A 23,939-nucleotide genomic window follows, 5' to 3' on the forward strand; every position below is an offset into this window, starting at 1 on the left:
TCACCGGAGCCCCACCACGGTGCCGGCCGGACATCGACGCCGCGTTGGCGTCCCGTCCCGACGACGAGGCATCGGGATCCCGGCCCGACGGCCTGCCGCGGTCCCGGCCGGACAACGACCCGCCGCGATCCCTCCCCGACGGCACACCGACATCCCGGCCCGACGACGACCCGCCGGGACCGCGCCCCGAGTGCGCACCGATGTCGCGGCCCGACGACGACCCACTGGCGTCCCGGCCGAAGGGCGACTCACCGGCATCCCGCCCGGACAGCGGACCGCGCGGGCCGTCGAGCGTCCGCCCCAACTCGGCGATCCAGCCGACCAGGGGATCCTCGGCCGCCCGACGGGGACCACCCGCCGCACCCGCCACCGCGCGGCGTCGCGCCCGAGCGCCGCGCAGCGGCCCGGCGACGAGCACAGCCGCCGCGAGCAGCACCGCCGCGGCGGACCACACCACGGTGCTCATGCCGGACCCGCCGATCCGTGGAGGATCGGTGGCACCGGCACGCCCCGCTCACGCAGGAGGGTGGCGAGCGTCGGGGCGGCCGGGCCGGGCCCCGGCCCGCGTGTCCAGGCGGGCACCACGGTCACGAGCCGGTCCGGCCCTTCGGGCAGCAGCAGACAGACCGATTCCAGCACCCGGCCGCGGTCGCTCCGGCGTACCTGCAGGAGCACCTGGAGCGCGGCGGCCACCTGGGCGTGCAACGCGGCGCGCGGCAGGCCGCCGAGCATCCCCAACGCCTCCAGGCGCGCCGGTACGTCGGACGGCGCGTTCGCGTGCAGCGTCCCCGCGCCGCCGTCGTGGCCGGTGTTCAGCGCGGCGAGGAGGTCCACGACCTCCCCGCCGCGGCACTCCCCGACGACCAGGCGGTCCGGTCGCATCCGCAGCGCCTGTCGGACCAGGTCCGACAGCCCGACCACGCCCGACCCCTCGACGTTGGCCGTCCGCGCCTGGAGCCCCACCACGTGCGGGTGGGTCGGTTGCAGCTCGGCGGCGTCCTCCACGAGCACGATGCGCTCGGTCGCCGGCACCAGGCCGAGCAGCGTGTTGAGCAGGGTCGTCTTGCCTGACCCCGTACCGCCGGTGACCAGGTACGCGAGCCGGGCGGCCACGACGGCGGCGAGCAGGGATGCGACCGGACGGGGCACCGTGCCCTGCCGGACCAGTTCGTCCAGGGTGAACGGTCGTTGGCGGAACGTCCGCAGCGACAGGTACGGTCCGTCGGTCGCCACGGGCGGCAGCACGGCGTGCAGCCGTGTGCCGTCGGCGAGCCGCGCGTCGGCGTACGGGGAAGCGTCGTCGAGCCGCCGCCCGGCGCTCGCCGTCAGCCGCTGCGCCAACCGCCGTACGTCGTCGACCGACCCCACCGGCACCGCCACCTGGTGCAGGCCCTCGCCGCGGTCGACCCAGACGCGCGTGCCGTTGACCAGCACGTCCGTCACCCGCGGGTCGGCCAGCAAGGGGGCGAGCGGGCCGGCCCCGACCAGGTCGTCACGGACCTGGTCGGCCATCCGGAGCACGGTGGTGTCGCCGAGGATCGCGGCGGTGGACTCGGCGCGTACGGCCGAGACGATCGCGGCCGGTGTGACCGGTGCCGCCGTGGCCGCGATCCGCTGCCGCACCCGCGCGGAGAGACCGTCGTCCCGCGGCCCGGTCATGCCGCACCCGCCGTGGCCGTGCCCGTCACCTCGGCGACGATCCGCTGGCACAGGGTGGCCAGCGGACCGCGACCGGTGGCCGTGGGGGCCTCGCCCCGCTCGAGACCCCGGGTGATCGCCGGCTCCGGCCGGAGCGTGCCGGCCAGCGGCAGATTCAGCGCACGCGCCACCTCGTCCGCGCGGAGCCGTCCGGGCGCCGGCCCGCGGACGATGACCGAGAGGTCGGCGCAGTGCGGTGCCGCGGACGCCGCCACCCGCGCCGCCGCGGCGGTGGCGCGCAGCTCCGCGGGCACGACCACGTACGCCCGGTCGGCGGCCTGGAGCGCGACGACGGCGGCGTCGTCGAGCTGTCGGGGCAGGTCGACCGCCACGAAGTCCCGGCCCCGCCGTGCGGCGTCCAGGGTGGCCGCCATCGCGGGGGCCGGGAGCGGGAGCAGGTCGCCCCGGTCCCAGGAGAGGAGTACGAGGTCACCCTCGCGGGGCAGGGACCGGACGAGTGCGGGTGCGTCCACCCGGCCGTCGGCGCCCGTGAGCGCCGGCCAGCGGAAACCGTCCATCTGCTCCCAGCCAAGGACGAGGTCGAGCCCGCCGCCGAGCGGGTCGGCGTCCACGAGCAGGGTGCGCAGCCGGGCACGGGCCGCGGTGACCGCGAGCCCGCCGGCCAGGATGCTCGCCCCCGCGCCGCCCCGGCCGCCGATCACGGCGACGATCCGGGCGGCCGCCACCGGGCGGTCGGTGCCGTGCTCCGCGAAGCGGTCGACCAGCCACGGCTCGGCCGCGGGCAGGATGGCCACGTGCTCGGCGCCGATCAGCTCGGCGATCTGCCAGCCGGGATCGAGCTGCCCGGTCTGGCCGACCAGCACGAGTCGGGGCCGGTGCGGCAGCCGTGCCCGCAGGCAGGGTTGGGCCTGGTCGACGCCGACCAGGACGAGCGGCGCGGGCAGCCAGCGGGTGCGGGCGGCCGCCGGGTCGGAAGCGAGCTCCACCTCGGTGCCGCTGGCGGCGGCGAGCCGGAGCAGGTCATCGAGGAGGTCACCGTCGCCGGTGACGACGAGCGGTCGCCGGCCGGGTGACGGGGCAGACGTACGGGGTGGCATCGCGGCCTCCAGCGGTCAGGGCTCGAAGGTGCTGAGCCAGACCCTGCTCGCGATGCGCGCCGCCGGCCGTCCCGCCGACATGATCTGTGGACAACTCCGCCGGCTGTGGACAACGCCCGCCGCGGCCGTCGATCTGCTATGGCAGCGATACCGGCGAGACCCCCGGCGGCGGCGCCACGCCAGGTGGATCGCCGCGGCCTGCGCTGGAAAGATGCCTGCCGTGAGTCTTCAGGACGTGCTCGACACGCGGGCTGATCTTCACGGCGTCCCGGCCGTGGTAGCGGGGCTGTCCGTCGCGGGGACACGACGTGTGGCCACTCGCGGGACGGTCCGGGCGACCTCGGATTCGTGCTTCCGGATCGCGTCGTTGACGAAGACCTTCACCTCGGCCGCGCTCGTGCTGGCACTGCGAGAGCAGGGCGTCCCACTGAGCACCCCCGCCGTCGAACTCCTTCCCCATCTCGCGCCCGACTGGCGGGCCGACGCGAGTCTCACCGTCGAACAGATCCTCGGGCAGGTCTCGGGGCTGCGCGAGTCCGTGGACGCGACGGCCGTGGCCGGTCTGGGTGGGGACCACGCGGTCGACGAGGCGGCCCGGCTCGTGGTGCGCGCCGGGAACGACCGGGAGCCCGGGGCCCGCTGGTCCTACTACAACGGCAACTACTTCCTGGCCGGCGCTCTCCTCGCGGCTCTCGACGGCGCGCGGTACGAGACGGCACTGAAGAAGACGCTGCTCGAACCGTGGAACCTCGACCGAACGGGTTTCGACGCACCGGGTGACCCGATCACCGGATGGGACGGTCCGACCGAACTTCCAGCGGCCGACTACCCGCGCTCGCGCCGCCCCAGCGGAGGCTTGTGGTCGTGCGTCTCCGACCTCCTGACGCTCGGGGAGGGACTGCTCGGCGACAAGGCCCTCCTCGAGGAGGTCCGCCGGCCGCGCACGAGGCCCGACGACCCCATGACGTACGGCCTCGGTTGGGCGCTCGGCCCCTCGGGCCAGATGTACCTCAACGGACGCCTGCCGGGATACCGAGCCGCGATGCTGCTCGTCCCCGACACGGACCACGTGAGCGTCGTCCTCACCAACCAGCAGCACGCGCTTCCCGCCGCGGCAGGGATCCTCAGCGAACTGCAACGGCCCCTGACCGGGGACGACCTCGCGACAGCCATCGACCGCTTCGCGGCCTGAGACGGGGCTCACACGCGGCCGGCCGCGCCCCCACCGAGTCCGGCCGTCCGACGGTATCTCGATCATGGTGGCGGTCATGGGCGACCGTCAACGAGGCTCAATCGTTATACGAAGAGCCCCGGCCGCTGCCCGCGCCAGGAGCGGGCACCGCGACGAGTTCCGGGCTACGGTGACCTGCGGCGGAGCGGTCTGGGCGGAAAGGGACGACCCCCGTCGGGGGGAGACGGGGGTCGTCGGGAGGTTCGGCTCCGGGGGGGGTCGAGCCGAACCAACTCAGCGGTTACGGGGGGTGCAACCGCCGAGGGCCTGCTGCTGTCCGAGATATGAGTACTCGTCGTGCGCACAAGTCTGCCTGAGCGGACCTGTTACGTCGAGTGCTGTTCACTCCACTCCCTGCGAATTTGTTTCCGCAGAGTGTGATCGCGATCACTGTGCGCGGAGCCGACCGCGTCGATCCACCCATCTGGAGATCAACGGACCCCGGGCACCCGCCGACCATAGACCATCCGGCTAGACTTTCGCGCCGTGGGCCAAGGTGCCGCTTTTTTCGATCTGGACAAGACCGTCATCGCGAAGTCGAGCGCCCTGGCGTTCGGTCGCCCGTTCTACCGGGACGGGCTAATCACACGCCGTGACGTGGTCAAGTCGGCGTACGCGCAGCTGATGTTCCGGCTGGGCGGCACCGACGAGCAGACCATGGCCCGCACACGGGACTACCTGGCCACGCTCTGTAAGGGCTGGCAGGTCGAGCAGGTCCGCCAGATCGTCGCGGAGACGCTGCACGAGCTGATCAACCCGTACGTGTACGCGGAGGCCGCCGCCCTCATCGAGGAGCACCAGGCGGCGGGCCGGGACGTCGTGCTCGTCTCCGCCTCCGGCGAGGAGATGGTGCGCCCGATCGGCGAACTGCTCGGGGTCACCGACGTGATCGCGACGCGGATGGCGGTGGAGGACGGCCGGTACAGCGGCGAGGTCGAGTTCTACGCGGCGGGCCCGAGCAAGGTCGAGGCGGTCACCCGGCTGGCCGCCGAACGCGGCTACGACCTGGCCGACTCGTACGCCTACTCCGACTCGTACACCGACCGCCCGCTCCTGGAGTGCGTCGGCCACCCGACCGCCGTGAACCCGGACCGTCAGCTCCGCAAGCTGGCCACCGAGAACGCCTGGCCGGTGCTGGAGTTCCGCCACCCGATCCCGCTGGGCCGGCGGCTGCGCGAGCGCCCGGCCGTGCCGATGGCGGCGGCCGCGCTCAGCGTCGGTGTCGGGGTGGCCATCGGCATCGCCTGGTACGGCCGACACCGCCGCACCCGGTCCGCCTCCACCACGACGGCCTGACCGGGGCGACCGCGGGCGAGCCTCGGCGTCAGGAGGCGGCGAGCACCTCGTCGCCGATGCGGGTGAGCTGGTCGGCGCCCACCTCGACGGCCGTCATGTAGTGCCGCAGCCAGGAGCGGAGACCGTCCGGTGTGCCGGTGGCGAAGGCGCCGGCCGACCCCACGTACTCCGGTTCCCGCTCATGGTGGCCGACGTCGACGGCGAGCAGGCCGCGCGGGTCGGTGCCGGTGGACAGGAGCACCAGCCGCGCCGCGCCGCGGGCCACCACGCCGGACGGGCCGGCGAACGGCCGCAGCGCCAGCAGTTCCCCGTGCACGACGGCCGCGAGCACCAGCGGGGAGACCTTCGTGCCGCCGGCCACGAGGGCGGCGAGGCCGTCGAGGCGGGCGCCGACCACCGGCTCGGGCACCGGCCGCCCCAGCTCCGGCTCGGGTACGACGTCACGGGCGGCCAGCACGTGCAGCCGGGCCAGCACCTGCCGGGGCGCCTTCGGCCACAGTTCGGCGAGCCCGGGCAGCGCCCCGGCGACCCGCAGCGCGCCCTGGAGCACCGGATCGGTGACGGTGCCCGCCCGGACCGCCTCGCGCTCGTGCGCGTACCCCTCGAGCGCGGCGCTCGCCACCGCGGACCGGAGGCTGACCTCGGCCGCGACCTGGCCGCCGTGCCGGCGCAGCGCGCGGTGCCGCAGCGCCTCGTCGAACCGGTCCCGCGCCTGGCGTACGGCGGGCGCGATGTCGGCGAGGTCGAGCAGCGGGGCGAGCGGATCGGTGGTCACCCCGCCACGCTAGCGACCCGCCCTGCGGCCCAGTGACCAACCGGCCGCGAATATCGCCCGGGCCACCGGGCGAGGCGCGTCAGGACGAGGGGTCGACGATCGGTCGGCAGGGGCCCCACGTGCAACTGGGCGCGGCGCGGCGGCCGTTGAGCGCGGTGCGGGCGGCCGGCGGTCGCCACCGTTGGGCGGCCGGACTAACCTCTCCCCCAGACGAGACGCAGGTCACCCGAGCGACGAGGAGTACGGATGAGCGAGGCATTGGCCAACTTGCTGAACGAGACGCGCCAGTTCCCGCCACCGGCCGAACTCGCCGCGAACGCCAACGTGAAGGCCGACGCGTACGACGAGGCGGCGGCCGACCGGCTGGCCTTCTGGGAGCGGCAGGCCGGGCGGCTGACCTGGGCGAAGCAGTGGGACCAGGTGCTCGACTGGTCGAACGCGCCGTTCGCGAAGTGGTTCGTCGGCGGCCAGCTCAACGTCGCGTACAACTGCCTGGACCGACACGTGGAGGCCGGCCGCGGTGACAAGGTGGCGATCCACTGGGAGGGCGAGCCGGGCGACACGCGGACGCTCACGTACGCGGATCTGCACAGGCTGACCTGCCAGGCGGCGAACGCGCTGACCGACCTGGGCGTCACCGCGGGCGACCGGGTGGCCATCTACCTGCCGATGATCCCGGAGGCCGCGGTCGCGATGCTCGCGTGCGCCCGGATCGGCGCCACGCACAGCGTGGTCTTCGGCGGCTTCTCGGCCGACGCGCTGACCAACCGGATCCAGGACGCCTCCGCGAAGGTGGTCATCACCGCGGACGGCGGCTTCCGGCGGGGCAAGCCGTCGGCGCTGAAGCCGACCGTCGACGAGGCGGTGGCGAAGTGCCCGTCGGTGGAGCACGTGCTGGTGGTCCGCCGCACCGGGGAGGACGTCGCCTGGTCGGAGAAGGACCACTGGTGGCACGAGACGGTCGAGACGGCCTCGCCCGAGCACACCGCGCAGCCGTTCGACGCCGAGCACCCGCTGTTCATCCTCTACACCAGCGGCACCACCGCCCGGCCGAAGGGCATCCTGCACACGACCGGCGGCTACCTCACGCAGACGTCGTACACGACGCACGCGGTCTTCGACCTGAAGCCGGAGACGGACGTCTACTGGTGCACGGCGGACATCGGCTGGGTCACCGGCCACTCCTACATCGTGTACGGGCCGCTCTCCAACGGTGCCACCCAGGTGATGTACGAGGGCACCCCGGACACGCCGCACAAGGGCCGGCTGTGGGAGATCGTCGACAGGTACAAGGTGACGATCCTCTACACGGCGCCGACCCTGATCCGCACGATGATGAAGTGGGGCGAGGACATCCCGGCCGGGTACGACCTCTCCTCGCTGCGGCTGCTCGGCAGTGTCGGGGAGCCGATCAACCCGGAGGCGTGGATCTGGTATCGCCAGCACATCGGCCGGGGTGAGCTGCCCGTCGTGGACACCTGGTGGCAGACCGAGACGGGAGCCATCATGATCTCCCCGCTGCCGGGCGTGACCGAGGCGAAGCCGGGCAGCGCCATGACGCCGCTGCCGGGGATCGTCGCCGACGTGGTGGACGACCAGGGCGCGTCGGTGCCGAACGGCGGCGGCGGGTACCTGGTGCTTAAGGAGCCGTGGCCGTCGATGCTGCGGACGGTCTGGGGCGACGACAACCGCTTCCTCGATACGTACTGGTCGCGGTTCGGCGCGGGCGCCAACAGCGGCGGCGACTGGGTCTACTTCGCCGGTGACGGCGCGAAGAAGGACGACGACGGGCACATCTGGCTGCTCGGCCGGGTGGACGACGTGATGCTGGTGTCCGGGCACAACATCTCCACCACGGAGGTCGAGTCGGCCCTCGTCAGCCACCCGTCGGTGGCCGAGGCGGCGGTGGTCGGCGCCACCGACCCGACCACCGGGCAGGCCATCGTGGCGTTCGCCATCCCGCGCGGCAGCGCGGAGACCGGCGGCGAGGCGGGCGAGCAGCTCATCGCCGACCTGCGCAACCACGTGGCGAAGACGCTCGGCCCGATCGCCAAGCCGCGGCAGATCATGCTGGTGCCCGAGCTGCCGAAGACCCGCTCCGGCAAGATCATGCGCCGGCTGCTGCGGGACGTGGCCGAGCACCGGTCGCTGGGGGACGTCACCACCCTCCAGGACTCCTCGGTCATGGAGCTGATCTCCGCCGGCATGGGCGGCGGCAAGTCCGACGAGGACTGACGCAGGTCGTACACCGTGGAGGGTGGCGGTCCGGTGGGCCGCCACCCTCCGTCGTGTCTTACGGTCCGCAACCACACCCGGTACGCGGTGTCACATCGGTCGGTCGGAGGAACCGCGAGAAGCTGAACGGACACAGGCAGGCTTCGACCCCTGTCGCTGCGGTCCCCTCGTGCTTTAGGTTCACGCAGGCCGCGTCGTTTCGACGGATGTCACTTCGACGGGACGGCCGGCAGTCCTGCCTCCCATGCCCGAGAAACGGAGCGGCATGAACAGACAACCGCAGTCCGGGTCGCGCCGGCGCCTACTCGTCGCGCTACCCGCCATCGCCCTCGCTGCCACGTCACTGACCGTGGCGGGCAGCGCGGCGGCCGAGACGACCTCGGCCGCCCCCCTGGCGGTGATCGGAGCCGACGAGCACTACATCAACTACGCCGAACCGGAGGTGCAGCCGGACACGGCCGGCCGCGAGGTCAAGGGCAAGGACGGCGTGTACGTCCCGAAGTTCGACGACCTTCGCGAGTTCGACCGTAAGCACGCCCGCGGCAACCCGCTGGCCGCGCGGGAGCTCGCCCGGATCGAGGCCAAGTCGATCAAGACCGGGAAGAACCCGCGGAACATCAAGCGGGCCCCGTCCACCCAGACGGCGAAGCTGCTGACGCTGCTGGTCGAGTTCAACGACCAGGCCAACGACGACTTCACCAACGTCATGGTGCCGAGGACGGTGTTCGAGGACCGTACCTGCGTCCCGGGCACCGTGCAGAACGGCCCGAAGCACAACAACATCCCGAACCCGGCGAGCCTGCCCCACAAGGACAACAACTCCATGTGGGTGCCGGACTTCTCGCCGCAGCACTACGACAAGATGCTCTACACGAAGCGGGGCATCACCGAGCGGGTGCGCAAGGACCTGCGGGGCCCCGACGGCCGGCCCGGCATCGACATCTCCGGTCGCACGATGCACAACATGTACCTGGAGATGTCCAAGGGCGCGTACACGGTCGACGGGCAGGCCAGCCCCTGGATCACCGTGCCGCACTCGGAGGCCTGGTACGCCGCGAACCGCTGCTTCCAGGACGAGAACGGCAACTGGGTCGCCGGCCGTGAGCAGTCGATGAACGGCCACCCGGAGAACCCGGCCGGCGTGGGCCGGCTGGCCACCGACGCGATCGACGCCCTGGCCGCCATGGACCCGGACTTCCCGTGGGCCGACTACGACATCGAGGACCAGGGCGACCGGGACGGTGACGGCAACGTCTTCGAGCCGGACGGCGTGATCGACCACCTGGTGCTGGTGCACGCCGGCAAGGGCAAGTCGAGCGGCGGTGGCGCGCAGGGCGTGTACGCCGTCTGGGCGCACTCCTCGACGGTGACGGGCGGCTACCGCATCCCGGGCACCAACCTCCAGGTGTCGAACTACATCGTCCAGCCGGAGGACGCCGGCGTCGGTGTGTTCGCCCACGAGTTCGGCCACGACCTCGGTCTGCCGGACCTCTACGACACGTCCGGCGCGGCCGACTCCGACGTGGACTTCTGGGACCTGATGGCGTCCGGGTCGCACTCCGGTGAGATCTTCCAGGCGCTGCCGACCCACATGGGTCTGTGGGACAAGTGGGTCCTCGGCTGGGCCGACCCGCTCACCATCGCCCCCGGCTCGAAGTCGCGCACGGTGAAGGTCGGGCAGACCTCGCGTACGCCGCGCGGCACGGAGGACGGCATCAAGGTCGACCTGCCGGACAAGGTCATCACGCTGGCCACGCCGCACAGCGGGTCCAACATGTGGCACGGCGGCAACGACCAGGACTGGGCCGACGTCAAGCTGACCCGTTCGGTCGACGTGCCGGCGGCCGCGGACGCGAAGTTCTGGATGTGGAACAACTACGTCATCGAGCAGGACTGGGACTACGGCTTCGTCGAGGTCTCGACGGACGGCGGCACCTCCTGGACCGAGCTGAAGGTGTACGACGAGGCCGGCAACCTGGTCAGCACCGATGACAACTACCAGGACCCGAACGGCCGCATGCACGACTTCGGCGGCAAGAAGTACGGCCTGACCGGCACCACCGACGGCTGGCGCCACGACTACGTCGACCTGTCGCCGTACGCGGGGACGACCGTCCAGCTGCGGCTGCGTCAGGCGACCGACGAGGCGTTCGTCGAGCGGGGCTGGTTCGCCGACGACTTCTCGGTGACCGGCGGCGGCGCCACCACGTGGAGCGACGACGTGGAGAGCGGCGCCAACGGCTGGACGGCGACCGGCGGCACCTTCGTCGACACCAGCGGCACGGGCTGGCGGATCACCAGCGGCACCGAGGTCCAGGCCCACTACTACCTGGCGGAGTGGCGCAACTTCGACGGCTTCGACAAGGGCCTGAAGTACGCCTACGACACGGTCTACTCGCGCGACGCGTGGAAGGTCGACCGGATCGCGTACAACGCCCCGGGCATGCTGGTCTGGTACCGGGACACCACGCTCGGCGACTCGAACGCGGTCACCGGGCAGCTCACCGCTCTGCCGAGCTACGGCGCGAAGGGTGGTCTGCTGATCGTCGACTCGCACTTCGACCCGCTGCGTCGTCGCGGCACGGCGGCCGAGAAGGACCCGTCGGTGCAGGACAACCTGCCGAGCCGTCCGCAGTCGTCGAACGCGGCGTTCTCGCTGAACCCGACCTACCCCTTCCAGGAGTGCCTGGAGGCCGCGGGCGAGCCGTACAGCGAGTACTGCACCAAGTTCGGGCCGCAGGCGCCGGTGAAGACGTTCACGGACGCCAAGGGGTGGTACCCGGGCATCGAGATCCGGGACGGCGCGGCGTACGCCCGTGACGTCGACGCGTCGGTCGTGCTGCCGTCGCGGAACAACGCGCCGTACACCACCCGGGTGACCCACCCGGACGGCACGCCGGCGCCGGAGTTCTACGGCGTGACGCTCGGTGGCGGGGCCATCGTGCTGGGCACGGGCAACCCGGGTGACCAGGGCGTCAACTTCGGCGTCTCGCTCACCGTCAAGAAGGCGGCGAGGGACAACTCGTACGCCATGATCCAGGTGACCCCGGCGCGGAACTGACCGACCGGCCGAATCCGTGCGGCCCGTCCGGAGCGTGTGCTCCGGGCGGGCCGCTCGCCGTCGCGGTGTTCCGTAGGACCAGGGGACCCGTCCCTCACACCCGGCGCGCCTTCGGTCGGCGTTCGGCGTGACATTTTCGGGAGCCCCAGCGCTCCACTCTCGGGCACCCCATAACCATCGTCACGCTGCGTGTCCGTGACCTAAACGTAACGTTTACTGTTGCCTCGGGCTACGGTCGCTTTGCCCTGAATTTCCCGTCCATATCTGGGCGAAACAGCGAACCGGCACCGGCAATTGACCCGTGACAAGCGCCTACTCCTCTGTAAGGGTGAGTGACGCTTCTCATGACAGTCGCTGCGTTCGAGCATCCTGTCATGTAACAGATCCACAAAGGAGGGACCCTTTGAGGAGACGAGTCACAGCCGGCCTGGCCACCGCCACGGCCGCGCTGCTGGCGGCGGGAGTCGTGGCGACGCCGGCCTCCGGCGCCCCGGCGGCGGGCCCGACCCCCAGTTCCGACAAGGCCAAGCACGGCAGGGACAACCTCCCCGATCCGAAGGCGGATCAGCAGCGGGAGATCCGGAAGCAGGCCATCGCCGACCTGCTCTCCGGCAAGGCCAAGCTCCAGACGCGCAACGGCTCGAAGGTCATCAAGGTCAAGGACGACGTCTTCGTCGAGTACCAGCAGCCCCCGAAGGTCGACCCCATCTTCACGATGCTCGTCAACTTCGGTGACAAGATCGACCCGCGGACCGGCGGCGCCCCCGGCCCGGTGGTCAACCAGATCCCGGAGCCCGACCGCGACTGGGACGGCAGCGCCACCGACGACAACAGCACGATGTGGCGACCCGACTTCCACCGCGAGCACTACGTCGACATGTTCTACGGCGACGGCGAGTCGATGCGGGACTTCTACCTGAAGCAGTCCGGCGGCCGCTACACCGTCGGCGGCGACGTCACCGACTGGGTGACCGTGCCGTTCAACGAGGCCCGGTACGGCTCGAACAACATCCCGGAGAGCGACGGCTACTGGAACTTCATCAAGGACAGCGCCAGCGCGTGGTACGACTCCCAGGTCGCCGCGGGCAAGAGCCCGGAGCAGATCAAGGAGTACCTGGCGCAGTTCGACGTGTGGGACCGGTACGACTTCGACGGCGACGGCGACTTCAACGAGCCCGACGGCTACATCGACCACTTCCAGGCCGTGCACGCCGGTGAGGGCGAGGAGGCCGGTGGCGGCGCCGAGGGCGAGGACGCCATCTGGTCGCACCGCTGGGCCGCGTTCCCGAACCTGGCCGGCAGCGCCGGCCCGGCGAACAACAAGGCCGGCGGCGTGCAGATCGGCGACACCGGCATCTGGATCCGCGACTACACCACCGAGCCGGAGAACGGCGGCCTGGGCGTGTTCGCCCACGAGTACGGCCACGACCTCGGCCTGCCGGACCTCTACGACACCGCCGGCGGCGACAACGGCGTCGGGTTCTGGAGCCTCATGGCGTCCGGCTCGTGGCTGGGCCACGGCACCGAGGACATCGGGACGACCCCCGGCTACATGGACCCGTGGTCGAAGCTCTTCCTCGGGTGGCTGAACCACTACACCGTCGAGTACGGCGAGGGCACCACCCAGGTGACGCTCGGCCCGGCCGGTGACAGCGACGGCCCGAAGGCCCAGGCCGTCGTGGTGAACCTGCCCGCGCAGACCCAGACCACCGAGTACAACACGCCGTACGGCGGGTCGTACGAGTGGTGGGGCGGCAGCGCCGACGACCTCAACACCACCCTCACCCGGCAGCTCGACCTGACCGGCGCCACCTCCGCCTCGATCAACGCCAAGGCGTGGTACGACATCGAGGAGGACTACGACTACCTCTACGCCGAGGTGTCGACCGACAACGGCGCGAGCTGGACGCCGGTGAGCAGCCCGCTCATCGACGCCGGGGAGACCGGTGTCGACGGCTCGTCCAGCGGCGCCTGGGTGGACCTGAACTACGACCTGTCGGCGTACGCCGGCAAGGTGGTCCAGTTCCGCTACCGCTACCAGAGCGACGGCGGCGTGCACCTCGCCGGCGCGTTCCTGGACGACATCTCGCTGGTCCGCGACGGCGCCGTCGCCTGGACCGACGACGCCGAGACGCTCGCTCCCGAGTGGACCGCCCGCGGCTTCACCCGGATGGGCGGCGCGGTGACCGCCGAGTACCCCCGCTTCTACATCGCGGAGAACCGGACCTACTTCGGGTACGACGACACGCTGCGGACCGGTGGGTACAACTACGGCTTCACCAACACCCGGCCGAACTGGGTCGAGCGGTTCGCGAACCAGCCCGGCATGCTGGTCTGGTACGTGAACTACGCCTACGGCGACAACAACACGTCCGAGCACCCGGGCTACGGCCTGAACCTGCCGGTCGACGTCCGTCCGGGCCCGATCGTGGTTCCCGGCCAGGGCACCATCACCAACCGGCGCAGCACCTTCGACGCGACGTTCAGCCGCAAGCAGAAGCCGGCGCAGACCTTCCACCTCAACGGGGTGGGCGTCACCGTGCCGAAGCTGAAGGCCAACCCGGTCTTCGACGACAGCGTGGTGGACCGCTACTGGTCCCCGCAGAACGAGCAGAACTCGGTGAAGGTGGCCGGTACCGGCACCCGCATCGAGATCGTGCAGCAGGGCATCCACGCGAGCGACGACATGGTCGTGCGGATCACCAACTGATTCACACGAGCGACCCGGGGGGCCGGTGGCGGAGACGCCACCGGCCCCTTTTCGTACGCCTCGACCAAAGTGATCGAAATTTGTCAGTGCACGTGCGCCCTGAGACGGATCCGCTGCTCACGCTGCGCGCCGACGCCTCCGGGATGTGACGCAGAGCGACGTCGCCAACAAAATCTTGCAACAAATCGACCCGCGCATCTTCCCACGCGTCACACCAGTGTCTATGTTCACCATTGATCCCACCCGTGGGGTCGATCTTCACCGGTCCATATCCCCGAAGGGCCGGTTCCTTCATCACCGGAGGTACCACGTGCGCAAAGTCGCAGTGGGTCTGCTCGGGCTCTCACTGACGGCGACAGGCCTCGTCTTCGGCCCGTCCGCCTCGGCGGCGCCCCAGCCCAATCTGCCGGCAGCAGCTCCAACCACCGCCGAACCGCAGGCAGTTTCGGACGAACTCCCCGACAAGCTCGAGGACAAGCGCCGCGAACTGCGCCAGCAGGGCCTTTCCGACGTCCTGAGCGGCCGCAGCAAGCCGGTCGAGCGGAACGGCAGCACGGTCGTCAAGGTCGGTGAGACGAACGGCACGGGCACCAACGCCCGCACGTTCGCCAGCGGCAAGAAGAAGAAGGACCAGTACGTCGAGCTCAAGCGCGAGCGCACCGACAAGATCTTCGTGATCCTGGCGGAGTTCGGCAACCAGCGCCACCCGTCCTACCCGGACAAGGACATGAACCCGGACATCGCCGGGCCGACGACCTTCGACGGGCCGCTGCACAACCAGATCCCCCAGCCCAACCGGGCGGTGGACAACTCCACGGTGTGGCAGCCGGACTTCAGCCCGGAGCACTTCCGGCAGCTGTACTTCGGCACCAACCCGGGTGACGAGTCGCTGAAGCAGTACTACGAGGCGCAGTCCTCGGGCCGCTACAGCGTCGACGGCATGGTCACCGACTGGGTGAAGGTCCCCTACAACGAGGCCCGCTACGGTCGGTCCGACGACCCGAAGTCCGACGACGACCCGACCGGCGACCCGGCGGTCTGCTCGGACAACGTCTGCTCGAACACGTGGGCGCTGATCCGGGACGCCATCAACGTCTGGTACGCCGACCAGAAGGCGAAGGGCCGCACCGACGCGCAGATCGCCGCGGACCTGAAGTCGTACGACACCTGGGACCGGTTCGACTACGACGGCGACGGCGACTTCAACGAGCCGGACGGCTACATCGACCACTTCCAGATCGTCCACTCCGGCGGCGACCAGGCCGACGGCGACCCGCACCAGGGTGAGGACGCCATCTGGAGCCACCGCTGGTCGGCGTTCAACAGCTCGCCCGTCGGCCCGCCGAACTTCCCGATCGGTGGCACCCAGATCGGCAACACCGGTCTCTGGGTCCGCGACTACACGATCCAGCCGGAGAACGGCGGCCGCAGCGTCTTCTACCACGAGTACGGCCACGACCTCGGTCTGCCGGACGACTACGGCTCGGCGGACAACAACAACGAGCACTGGACCCTGATGGCCCAGAGCCGGCTCGGCGCCAAGAACGACGCCGGCATCGGCGAGCGCGGCGGCGACCTGGGTGCGTGGAACAAGCTCCAGCTCGGCTGGCTCGACTACGAGGTCGTCGTGGCGGGGCAGAAGCGCACGCTCGACCTCGGCCCGCAGGAGTACAACTCGAAGAAGGCGCAGGCCGTGGTGGTGGTGCTGCCCCAACGGGAGTACACCTTCAACTACGGCCAACCGTTCGAGGGGTCGAAGCAGTACTTCTCGGGCAATGACGACGACCTCAACAACAGCATGACGAGGACGTTCGATCTGACCGGGAAGTCGACGGCCAGCCTGTCGCTCAAGGGCAAGTACGCCATCGAGGAGGGGTACGACTACCTCTACTTCGAGGCGTCCACCGACGGCGGCCAGACCTGGACCGACCTCGACGGCACCGTCAACGGCCAGCCGATCGGCGTCGACGGCGCCGGCCGCCCGGCCCTCGACGGCAGCAGCAACGGCGCCTGGGCCGACATCAACATCCCGCTGGACTCCATCGCCGGCAAGGTGGCGCAGGTCCGCCTGCACTACGTCACCGACGGCGGCGTGGCCGAGGGCGGCTTCTTCGGTGACGCGATCACGGTGACGGCCGACGGCCAGACCGTGTTCACCGACGGCGCCGAGACCGCCGACGCGGGCTGGACCCTGCAGGGCTGGCAGGCCGTGGGTGCCACCTACACCCGCCTGTTCGACAACTACTACATCGCGGGCAACCGGTCGTACGTCTCGTACGACAAGTACCTGAAGACCGGGCCGTACTTCTTCGGTTACACGAACACCCGCCCGGACTGGGTGGACCACTACGCGTACCAGGAAGGCCTGCTCATCTCGTACTGGAACACCCGCTGGCCGGACAACAACACGGCCGCGCACCCCGGTGAGGGCCGCAACATGTACATCGACGCGCACCCGCGCCCGATCTACAACCTCACCGGTCAGCCGTGGCGGGCCCGGGTCCAGGTGTACGACGCGCCGTTCAGCCTGAAGAAGGCCGACTCGTTCACCCTGCACCTGAACAGCCAGCCGCAGTACATCCGGGGCCAGGACGCCCAGCCGCTGTTCGACGACACCAAGAAGTACTTCTACGAGGAGCTGCCGAACCACGGCGTCAAGCTCCCCGCGGTCGGTGTCAAGATCAGGGTGCTGGAGCAGGACGGCACCTCGATGAAGATCCGCATCTCCTGATCCGGTGACACGGCGACGGCGCCCGGGGGTTCCCCTCGGGCGCCGTTGCCGTTCCGGGCGGCGGAACCGGTGGCCGGGGCCCCGCCAGCGGACAGCCCCGGCTACCGGACAGCCCCGACTGTCGGCGGCCCCGACCGCCCCTCGGCCGGACGGCCCCGACCGCTGATCGAGTCGGGGCCCTAGTCTGAGACACATGACCGACCAGTACGGCGGGCCCGTCGACGAGTCCTGCGTCCTCACCGAAGGGCCCTGGACACACCGGTTCGTCGGCGCCAACGGCAGCCGGTTCCACGTGGTCGAGGCCGGCACCGGGCCGATGGTCCTCTTCCTGCACGGCTTTCCCGAGCACTGGTGGGCGTGGCACGACCTGCTTCCGGCCGTGGCCGACGCCGGCTTCCGGGCGGTCGCCATGGACCTGCGCGGGTACGGCGCCAGCGACAAGCCGCCCCGAGGGTACGACGGTTACACCCTCGCGGCCGACGTCGCCGGCCTGATCCGCGCCCTCGGCGAGCGCTCCGCCACCCTGGTCGGCACGGGGGCCGGCGGCCTGATCGCCTGGACGGCCGCCTCGTTCCACCCGCAGCTCGTACGCCGGCTCGTGGTGCTCGGCGCGCCGCACCCGCTGCGGCTGCGCGCCGCCATCTTCGCCGACCCGCGCGGCCAGTTCGCGGCGTCCACACCGGCGCTGAAGTTCCAGCTCCCCCGGTACGAGCACGTGCTGACCCGCGACGGCGGGGCGGTCGTCGAGGAACTGCTGCGCCGCTGGGGCGGCCCGGAGTGGGTGGCCAGCGCCGGCTTCGCCGCGTACGCGGAGCGGTGCCGGGAGGCCATGCGGATCCCCCAGGCCGCCTTCTGCGCGCTGGAGGGCTACCGCTGGGCGTTCCGGTCGGTGCTGCGCCTGCACGGCTACCGCTTCGTGAAGCTCATGCAGAAGCCGCTCGTGACCCCGACCCTGCAACTGCACGGCGCCGCCGACGTCGCCTCGCTGCCGCGTACCGCCCAGGGGTCCGGCCGGTACGTCATCGCGCCGTACGAGTGGCGTCTGCTCGACGGGGTGGGGCACTTCCCCCACGTCGAGGCCCCCGACGTGGTGCTCGGCGAGGTCCTGCGCTGGACGAAGTCCTGACCGCCGCGCTCAGATCCGCTGTTCGCGCAGGTCGGTGACCTCGGCGGCGGGCGCCCAGCCCTGGTAGACGCCGAAGTCGAAGACCTCGAGCCGCATGGCCTGGGCGACCGGCCACCGCCCACCGGTGTACTCCACCCGCAGCCAGCCGTCGTGCTCGCCCAGCACGATGAACGGCTGCCCCTGCCAGGTGCAGGTGGTCCGCACGTACGCCAGATCCTCGACCTCGGCCATCGGCAGCACCCGCACGTACCGGCCGGGGCGCACCTCCTCGAAGCCCTCGCCCGGATCCGGCTGGTAGAGGCGGACGTCGTCCCCGTCCGGGCTGGCCTGGTACTCCCGGCCACGCCAGCGGGCCACGTAACCGTCGCGGATCACTGCGCCTCCACCTCCCGCCAACGCAGCGCGTCGCTGTCGAGGACGGCCACGACCCGCTCGGTGCCGTCCGCTCCGATGCGCCAGAGCTGGGCGCCGTGCGGGAGGCGGGCGCTGTCCACCTTGAACTCCGCCACGACGTCGCTGCTCTCCCCGGGCGCGAAGCCGTTGCCGCGGAACGGCGGGCGCTCGATGACCCAACCCTCCATGGCCCGCATGGCGGCCTCGGTCTGCCCGCCGTAGGGGATGCGGTAGAGGCTCGGGCGGTACGCCGGCCACCGCAGCACGTAGATCTCCTCGGCGTCCCGGGAGAAGGGCGAGTCCGGGTAGCCCAGCCCCAGCGCGTCGTACAGCTTGGCCGGGGTGTTCAGGTGGGCGACCTCGGGGGCCCGGTGCACGAAACCGGAGACCCGGTCGTAGCCCCGCTCCAGGTAGTACGCCACCTGACTGGGCGCCACCGCCTTCTGCATGAGCACCGGCCGGGACGGGTCGGCGGGCTTCGGCGTCGACCGGGGCCGCTCGACCGGTTCGGTGACGGCCGCCGCGTCCTCGAACTCCGTGTCGTCGCCCAGGCCGACCTCGGCGGCCCAGTTGGCCAAGCCGATGATCTGCTCGCCGGGCAGCTTCGCGCCGACCGGCGTGCCCGGGTTGACGGCGAACGACCACGCCTCGTCCGGCCAGCGGCGGATGAGCTGCACGAACTTGACCTGGACGGTCTCCACCCCGCCGTCGACGTGGTCGGCCATCCGCTCCGCGGAGGTGTAGACCACCACGAAGGTCTCGCCGTCCAGTTCCTCCGTACGCCACACGAACCCCGGGTCGCCGGGACGGCTGCCGGGGGCCGAACCGGCGGCCACCGGCAGCAGCACCCGCGCCAGCAGCAGCGTGGAGAGGAAGGTGTCCGTGCTGCCGGCGCCCGCCGCGGTCAGCAGGTCCTCCTCGACGGCGTTCGCCGGCTGGAACTCGACGGCCGGCTGTCCGGCGCGGTCGGGGGCGGCGGAACCGGTGGGACTCGTACCCGCGGTGGGGCTCGTCCCCGGAGTTCCGGCGGCGGCCGGGTCCGACGTCACCGGTGCGCCGCCGGCGGCCGGGTGCGACGTTCCGGCGTCCGCGGCCGGGTCCGAGGTTCCCGCCGCGCCGGTGGACGTTCCCGTGGTCGGGCCGCCGGCCGTCGGGCCGGACGCCGAGGTGACGGAGTCGTCGGTCGTGGCGGCTCGGGACTCGGCCGCCGACGTGTCGCTGGCCGCTCCGGCGGCCGAACCACCCGGCGCGGGGACGGGGGACGGACGCTCGTCGTTTCCGGCGCGAGCGGGACTCGTGGTGGTGGTCGCGGTGCTCCCCGCCGGCACGCCCAGGTTGACCGTCGCGTCCTCGGACCCGGGCGAGCCGGCACGCGTCGCGGAGACGTCGCCCGACGCGCCGGCCGTCCACAGGGCGCCACCCGCCGACGTTGCGGTCGTACCACCCGCCGACGTCCCGGTCGTGCCGGCGCCGGCCGGGGAGGTCGGGCGGGACGCTGACCAGAAGTCGGCCTCGCCGGAGCGGGCTCGGGGGGCGGCGGTCCACGGGTCGGCGCCCTCCGTACGCCCTCCGGAGCCGGCCGTCGACGGGCCGGCGGAGGCGGCGGTCCCCGGCCCGCCGGCTCCCGGCGGGTCGAGATCCCGGGACTCCACGATCGTGCCCTCGATGACGATGGGCGTGAAGCCGCGGCGGGGGGCCGGTGGGCCGGACACCGGCTCCGCGGCGGATGGCGGCAGTTCCTCGACGGGGCCCGGATCGGGCTCCACCCGGGGACGCGGCGGCAGCGGCTGGGTCGGCTCGCCGCCCAGGTCGGTGCCGGGGCGGCGGCCTGGTGGCGGAGGCGGCACGGACAGGCCGAAGGCCCGCGTGGGCTCGTCGGCCTGTGGGTCGGGCCGCCGGTAGCGCAAGGGCTGGGTCGCCTCGGCACTGTCCCCCGCCCGCCCACCGCCGGAGGACGGCCGGGGAGCGGGCGTCGGCTGCCGGGCCGGGGTGAAGAAGGCCTGGGTGGCCTCCGCGTCCTTCGGCCCGTCGACCGGGCCACGGCGAGGGAACGGCTGGTCGCTACGGCCGAACCGGGACGGCGGCGCCGCCCGGTCGGCCGGATCCCGGGACGCCGACCGCCGCCCGGAGGCGGGCTCGAAGAAGGAGCGGCGCGGCGGCTCGGCGGGGCCGCCCGCCCTCGTGCCGTTGCCGCCCGCCGCCTCGACCGCGCCCGGCCGCGTCGCAAGCGGTCGTCCCGGATCCGGGCCGGGTCGGCCGCCGGGGGCGAGGAACGGCGGTGGCGGGGTGGGTCGCTCCCCACCGGTCGTCGGGGCCGGATCGGCGCCGGACGGCCGCCAGGCGGCCGGAGGCGCGTCGCCCGACCGGCGCGGGAGCGCCGCGGGTGCGGGTGCGGGTGCGGGTGACGGTACCCGGGACGCGGGCCCGGCCGTCTCGACGAGCGGCAGCCCGGCGGTCGGCGCGGCACCCCGGAACGACGTCCGACCCGGCAGGCCGACGGCACCGGCATCGGGTGACGGCGCGGCGCCCGGACCCGTGACCGGCGACGGGGACGTGTCCCGACCGGTGGCCGCAGCTCGGGCCCGGGCCAGCGACTCCACCCGCTCCAGGCGGGCACGGGCACCGAGGGTACGACCGGGCAGCCGTACGTCGCCGCGGGAGAGCTGGGCGACGTACCAGGCCGGCAGGTAACCCTCGATGGGCAGGCCGGGGTTCACGGCCAGCCACCATTCCGGGTTGGGCCATCCGGCGGCGAGCTCCGCGTACGGGGTGCGGCGGTGACCACCGGCGCTCTCGCCGAGGCACGCCCGCAACGCGGTGGCGGAGGTGAACGCGAGCACGTGCGTGCGACCGCCGCTGGTCCAGGTGCCCCATCCGGTCGGCGCCTGACCGGCCGTCGGCTGTGCCACCGGGAGGAGGAGATCCGTCCGGGCCAGGATCCGGAAGTATCGTTCCTGGTCGTGGGCGCGCAGCGCGTCCCGCATCGCCGCCTCGACCTCCGTGGCCGGCTCCCATTCGGTCACGGCCACCTCTCCTCCCGAGAACAGGCCACAGGCATCGCCTACAACCTACAAGGTAGTAACAAGATCACAATGGCAGGCCGTCGGCGGTGCGCCGCCGCGCACGAGAGGCGATAACATCCCGTCGCGGAGCCGACACGATACGGAGGCGGTCGATGTCCCGGGCGTTGGTGTGGCCCGCTGCGGCAGCTCTGACGGCCACCCTGATCACCGGCGCACCGGCCACCGCAGCGGCCCGGCAGGCCGCTCCGCCGACGGTCGCGGCCCTCCGGGCGGCGCCCGGCTGCCCGACTCCGCCGGCCGCCGTCCGGCCCGTCGCGGCCCTCCCGTGGCCGCAGCAGCGGTACGCCCCCGAGCGGCTCGCCTCCCTGACGACGGGCACCGGCGTGACCGTGGCGGTGGTGGACTCCGGGGTGGACCGGGAGCATCCGCAGCTCGACGGCCGGGTGCTCGACGGCACGGACCTGCTCGACGCGGGCGGCGACGGCACCCGGGACTGCGCCGGTCACGGCACGGGCGTGGCGAGCATCATCGCCGCGACCTCCCGGCCGGGCGTCGCGTTCCGCGGGTTGGCGCCGGGCGCCCGGATCCTGCCGGTACGCGTGAGTGAGCAGCAGGTGGTGGACGGACGGGAGTCGGGGCGTACGGTCAGCGCCGCCGAGTTCGCCCGGGCGATCCGGTGGGCGGTGGATCACGGTGCCGACGTGCTGAACCTCTCCGTCGTGCTCTACGTGGACAGTCCGGCCGTCCGGTCGGCCGTCGCGTACGCCCACGCGCACGACGTCGTGGTGGTGGCCGCCGCTGGCAACCTGCACGAGGCGGGCGACCCCACGCCGTACCCGGCCGCGTACGACGGGGTGCTCGGGGTCGGCGCCATCGCCCCGGACGGGTCGCGTGCCTCGTTCTCGCAGGCCGGCCCGTACGTCGATCTCGTCGCCCCGGGCAGCGAGGTGCTCATGGCGGCACCCGGCCACGGGCACCGCCGCGCCGAGGGGACCAGCTACGCGGCGCCGTTCGTCGCCGCCACCGCGGCCCTGCTGCGCGCGTACCACCCCGACCTGACCGCCGCCCAGGTGGCGGAGCGGATCGTCGCGACCACCGATCCGGCACCCGACGGCGGGTACGGCGCCGGCGTGCTCAACCCCTACCGGGCCGTCACGGAGACTCCCGGCGGCGCGCCCGTCCGCGCACGTCCGGTGGCGGCGTTGGCCGACGAGCGGGTCGACCCGGCGCGGCGGGCCCAGCAGGCCCGCCGGGCAGCCGCCCGGGACCGGGCGCTGGTCGTGGCGGCGGCCGCCGGCGCGGTGGCCGCCGCGGTCGTGCTGCTCGCCCTCGTGCTGCCCCGCGGCACGCGCCGGCGCTGGCGCCCGGCTGACCCGGCCTGAACGCCGTTCCCGTGGGCCAGCCGGCCGACCCGGCCGGAACGCCGCGCCGGTGGGGCAGCCGGCCGGCCCGGCCTGAGCGCCGTTCCATGGGGCAGTACGCCCACGGCGGCACCGGCCGTGCGACTCACGCTGCCCGGCAGGCCGGGTGATCCGGCATGCCGGTCCCGCAGGGGTGGAGCCGGCCGGAGACGACCGGCTCCACCATCGACGCGCCGGTGCTGCCACCGAGCGCGCCACACCAGCCGACGCCGCCACCGAGCGGACGCCGCACCAGCCGACGCTGCCACCGAGCGGGCGCCGCACCAGCCGGCACCGCCGGAGCGGGTGCCGATCGGTCGCCCTGCTCCGGTGCGGCGCCGGCGGCGTCGCCGTCACTGGAACAGGCCGACGTTCCTCTTCTCGGTGTCGAGGTAGTCGGAGGCCGATTCGTCGACCGCGATCTTGATGTCACGCAACATGGCCTGCAGGTCCTGCGAGGCCGCGCGCCACCGTGCCTGCCGCTGCTCGTACGCCTGCCGGGCGTCACCCGTCCAGCTGGCCACCAGCGGCGCGGCGTCGCGCTCCAGTTGGCCGAGCTGCGAGTCGAGCGTGTTGAGTGCCTTCTGGATGTCCGCGCTGGCCTGTTGCAGCGCGGCGAAGTTGACGACCAGTACGCCGTTGTCCACCTGCGGATCCCTCCCCTGGATCGGTCAGAGCGGCAGCTGGATGCCGCCGCGGTTGGCGCCGGCGACCCGGCCGGCCGCCTCGGTGTCGGAGGCGTCGTACTGCCGCCCGGCCGTGCGGATCGCGCCCGCGGTCTCCCGCAGGGCCCGCTGCAACGCCGCCTGGTCCTGCGCCCACTGCTGCTTCACCTGCTCGAACGACCGCCCACCGGCGCCACGCCAGGCCTGCTGCAACACCTCCAGCTCGGCCATCAGGCTGCTGAGCATCGACTGCAGGGACTGGTCCACCTGCTCGAACTTCGCGGCGGTCTGCTGCATCACCGCGGCTTCCGCCTGGGTCTGCGACACTCCGGACCTCACCTCGCATCTCGGTCGTGGCTGGCCATCGGCGCGCCCGCTCCGGGGACGCGCCGCTCGCGCCCGGGATGTCGGGCACGGTGGGCGCGGGGCTCAGCGGAACTCGTGGCTGACGGTAGCCGTCCGGTTGCTGTTCTGCTACCCCACTCCGATCCCCTGTGGACAACGCGGGCACGGACACTCCCCTACGATGTGCGTCAG

15 protein-coding genes are annotated in these 23,939 nt (G+C 72.5%); 8 read left to right on the plus strand and 7 right to left on the minus strand.

What is annotated here, in order from left to right; genetic code table 11:
- Nucleotides 1-462: 462 nt before the first annotated feature.
- The gene (locus tag D7I43_RS08900; protein WP_120327938.1) at nucleotides 463-1,659 is read right to left on the minus strand and encodes a TadA family conjugal transfer-associated ATPase; all 1,197 of its coding nucleotides are present in this window, start codon (nucleotides 1,657-1,659) and stop codon (nucleotides 463-465) included.
- On the minus strand, nucleotides 1,656-2,756 hold the full coding sequence (gene ssd, locus D7I43_RS08905; protein WP_120327939.1) for a septum site-determining protein Ssd: 1,101 nt from the start codon (nucleotides 2,754-2,756) through the stop codon (nucleotides 1,656-1,658). Before ssd ends, D7I43_RS08900 begins: the two co-directional genes overlap by 4 nt.
- Nucleotides 2,757-2,967: 211 nt before the next feature.
- Between ssd and D7I43_RS08910 the strand changes: the two genes are divergently transcribed.
- Nucleotides 2,968-3,948 carry a serine hydrolase domain-containing protein gene (locus D7I43_RS08910; protein WP_240032865.1) on the plus strand — a complete coding sequence of 327 codons (981 nt, stop codon included), beginning with the start codon at nucleotides 2,968-2,970 and terminating at the stop codon, nucleotides 3,946-3,948.
- A gap of 525 nt (nucleotides 3,949-4,473) precedes the next feature.
- Nucleotides 4,474-5,283, plus strand: coding sequence for an HAD family hydrolase (locus D7I43_RS08920; RefSeq protein ID WP_120327942.1), 810 nt, complete (start codon nucleotides 4,474-4,476; stop codon nucleotides 5,281-5,283).
- 28 nt (nucleotides 5,284-5,311) lie between these two features.
- Here the strand turns inward: D7I43_RS08920 and D7I43_RS08925 are convergent, their stop codons facing one another.
- On the minus strand, nucleotides 5,312-6,058 hold the full coding sequence (locus D7I43_RS08925; protein WP_120327943.1) for a Fic family protein: 747 nt from the start codon (nucleotides 6,056-6,058) through the stop codon (nucleotides 5,312-5,314).
- Nucleotides 6,059-6,304: 246 nt separating this feature from the next.
- Between D7I43_RS08925 and acs the strand changes: the two genes are divergently transcribed.
- The 5 genes from acs to D7I43_RS08950 all read left to right on the plus strand — a co-directional run bounded on the left by acs (nucleotide 6,305) and on the right by D7I43_RS08950 (nucleotide 17,921).
- The gene (acs, locus tag D7I43_RS08930) at nucleotides 6,305-8,293 is read left to right on the plus strand and encodes an acetate--CoA ligase (protein WP_120327944.1); all 1,989 of its coding nucleotides are present in this window, start codon (nucleotides 6,305-6,307) and stop codon (nucleotides 8,291-8,293) included.
- A gap of 265 nt (nucleotides 8,294-8,558) precedes the next feature.
- Nucleotides 8,559-11,354 carry an immune inhibitor A domain-containing protein gene (locus tag D7I43_RS08935; RefSeq protein ID WP_120327945.1) on the plus strand — a complete coding sequence of 932 codons (2,796 nt, stop codon included), beginning with the start codon at nucleotides 8,559-8,561 and terminating at the stop codon, nucleotides 11,352-11,354.
- 403 nt (nucleotides 11,355-11,757) lie between these two features.
- Nucleotides 11,758-14,064, plus strand: a complete 2,307-nt coding sequence (locus D7I43_RS08940; RefSeq protein ID WP_120327946.1) for an immune inhibitor A domain-containing protein — start codon at nucleotides 11,758-11,760, stop codon at nucleotides 14,062-14,064.
- A gap of 325 nt (nucleotides 14,065-14,389) precedes the next feature.
- On the plus strand, nucleotides 14,390-16,795 hold the full coding sequence (locus tag D7I43_RS08945; RefSeq protein WP_120327947.1) for an immune inhibitor A domain-containing protein: 2,406 nt from the start codon (nucleotides 14,390-14,392) through the stop codon (nucleotides 16,793-16,795).
- Between the two features lie 193 nt (nucleotides 16,796-16,988).
- Nucleotides 16,989-17,921 carry an alpha/beta fold hydrolase gene (locus tag D7I43_RS08950; protein ID WP_120327948.1) on the plus strand — a complete coding sequence of 311 codons (933 nt, stop codon included), beginning with the start codon at nucleotides 16,989-16,991 and terminating at the stop codon, nucleotides 17,919-17,921.
- Nucleotides 17,922-17,930: 9 nt separating this feature from the next.
- On the opposite strand, the gene D7I43_RS08955 is transcribed toward D7I43_RS08950, so the two are convergent.
- Nucleotides 17,931-18,296 carry a hypothetical protein gene (locus tag D7I43_RS08955; RefSeq protein WP_120327949.1) on the minus strand — a complete coding sequence of 122 codons (366 nt, stop codon included), beginning with the start codon at nucleotides 18,294-18,296 and terminating at the stop codon, nucleotides 17,931-17,933.
- Nucleotides 18,293-21,337, minus strand: a complete 3,045-nt coding sequence (locus tag D7I43_RS08960; protein WP_120328073.1) for an SseB family protein — start codon at nucleotides 21,335-21,337, stop codon at nucleotides 18,293-18,295. Before D7I43_RS08960 ends, D7I43_RS08955 begins: the two co-directional genes overlap by 4 nt.
- A 152-nt stretch (nucleotides 21,338-21,489) precedes the next feature.
- Here D7I43_RS08960 and mycP point away from each other — a divergent pair, with 152 nt between their 5' ends.
- Nucleotides 21,490-22,719 carry a type VII secretion-associated serine protease mycosin gene (gene mycP, locus D7I43_RS08965; RefSeq protein ID WP_120327950.1) on the plus strand — a complete coding sequence of 410 codons (1,230 nt, stop codon included), beginning with the start codon at nucleotides 21,490-21,492 and terminating at the stop codon, nucleotides 22,717-22,719.
- A gap of 371 nt (nucleotides 22,720-23,090) precedes the next feature.
- Here the strand turns inward: mycP and D7I43_RS08970 are convergent, their stop codons facing one another.
- Both D7I43_RS08970 and D7I43_RS08975 read right to left on the minus strand, forming a co-directional pair.
- Complete coding sequence (locus tag D7I43_RS08970) at nucleotides 23,091-23,384, minus strand: WXG100 family type VII secretion target (RefSeq protein WP_120327951.1); 294 nt, start codon at nucleotides 23,382-23,384, stop codon at nucleotides 23,091-23,093.
- A gap of 24 nt (nucleotides 23,385-23,408) precedes the next feature.
- Nucleotides 23,409-23,729 (minus strand): WXG100 family type VII secretion target, encoded by a 321-nt coding sequence (locus D7I43_RS08975; protein ID WP_120327952.1) that lies wholly within the window; start codon nucleotides 23,727-23,729, stop codon nucleotides 23,409-23,411.
- Nucleotides 23,730-23,939 lie beyond the last annotated feature (210 nt).

It is taken from the genome of Micromonospora globbae (assembly GCF_003610785.1).
GTDB lineage: Bacteria > Actinomycetota > Actinomycetes > Mycobacteriales > Micromonosporaceae > Micromonospora > Micromonospora globbae.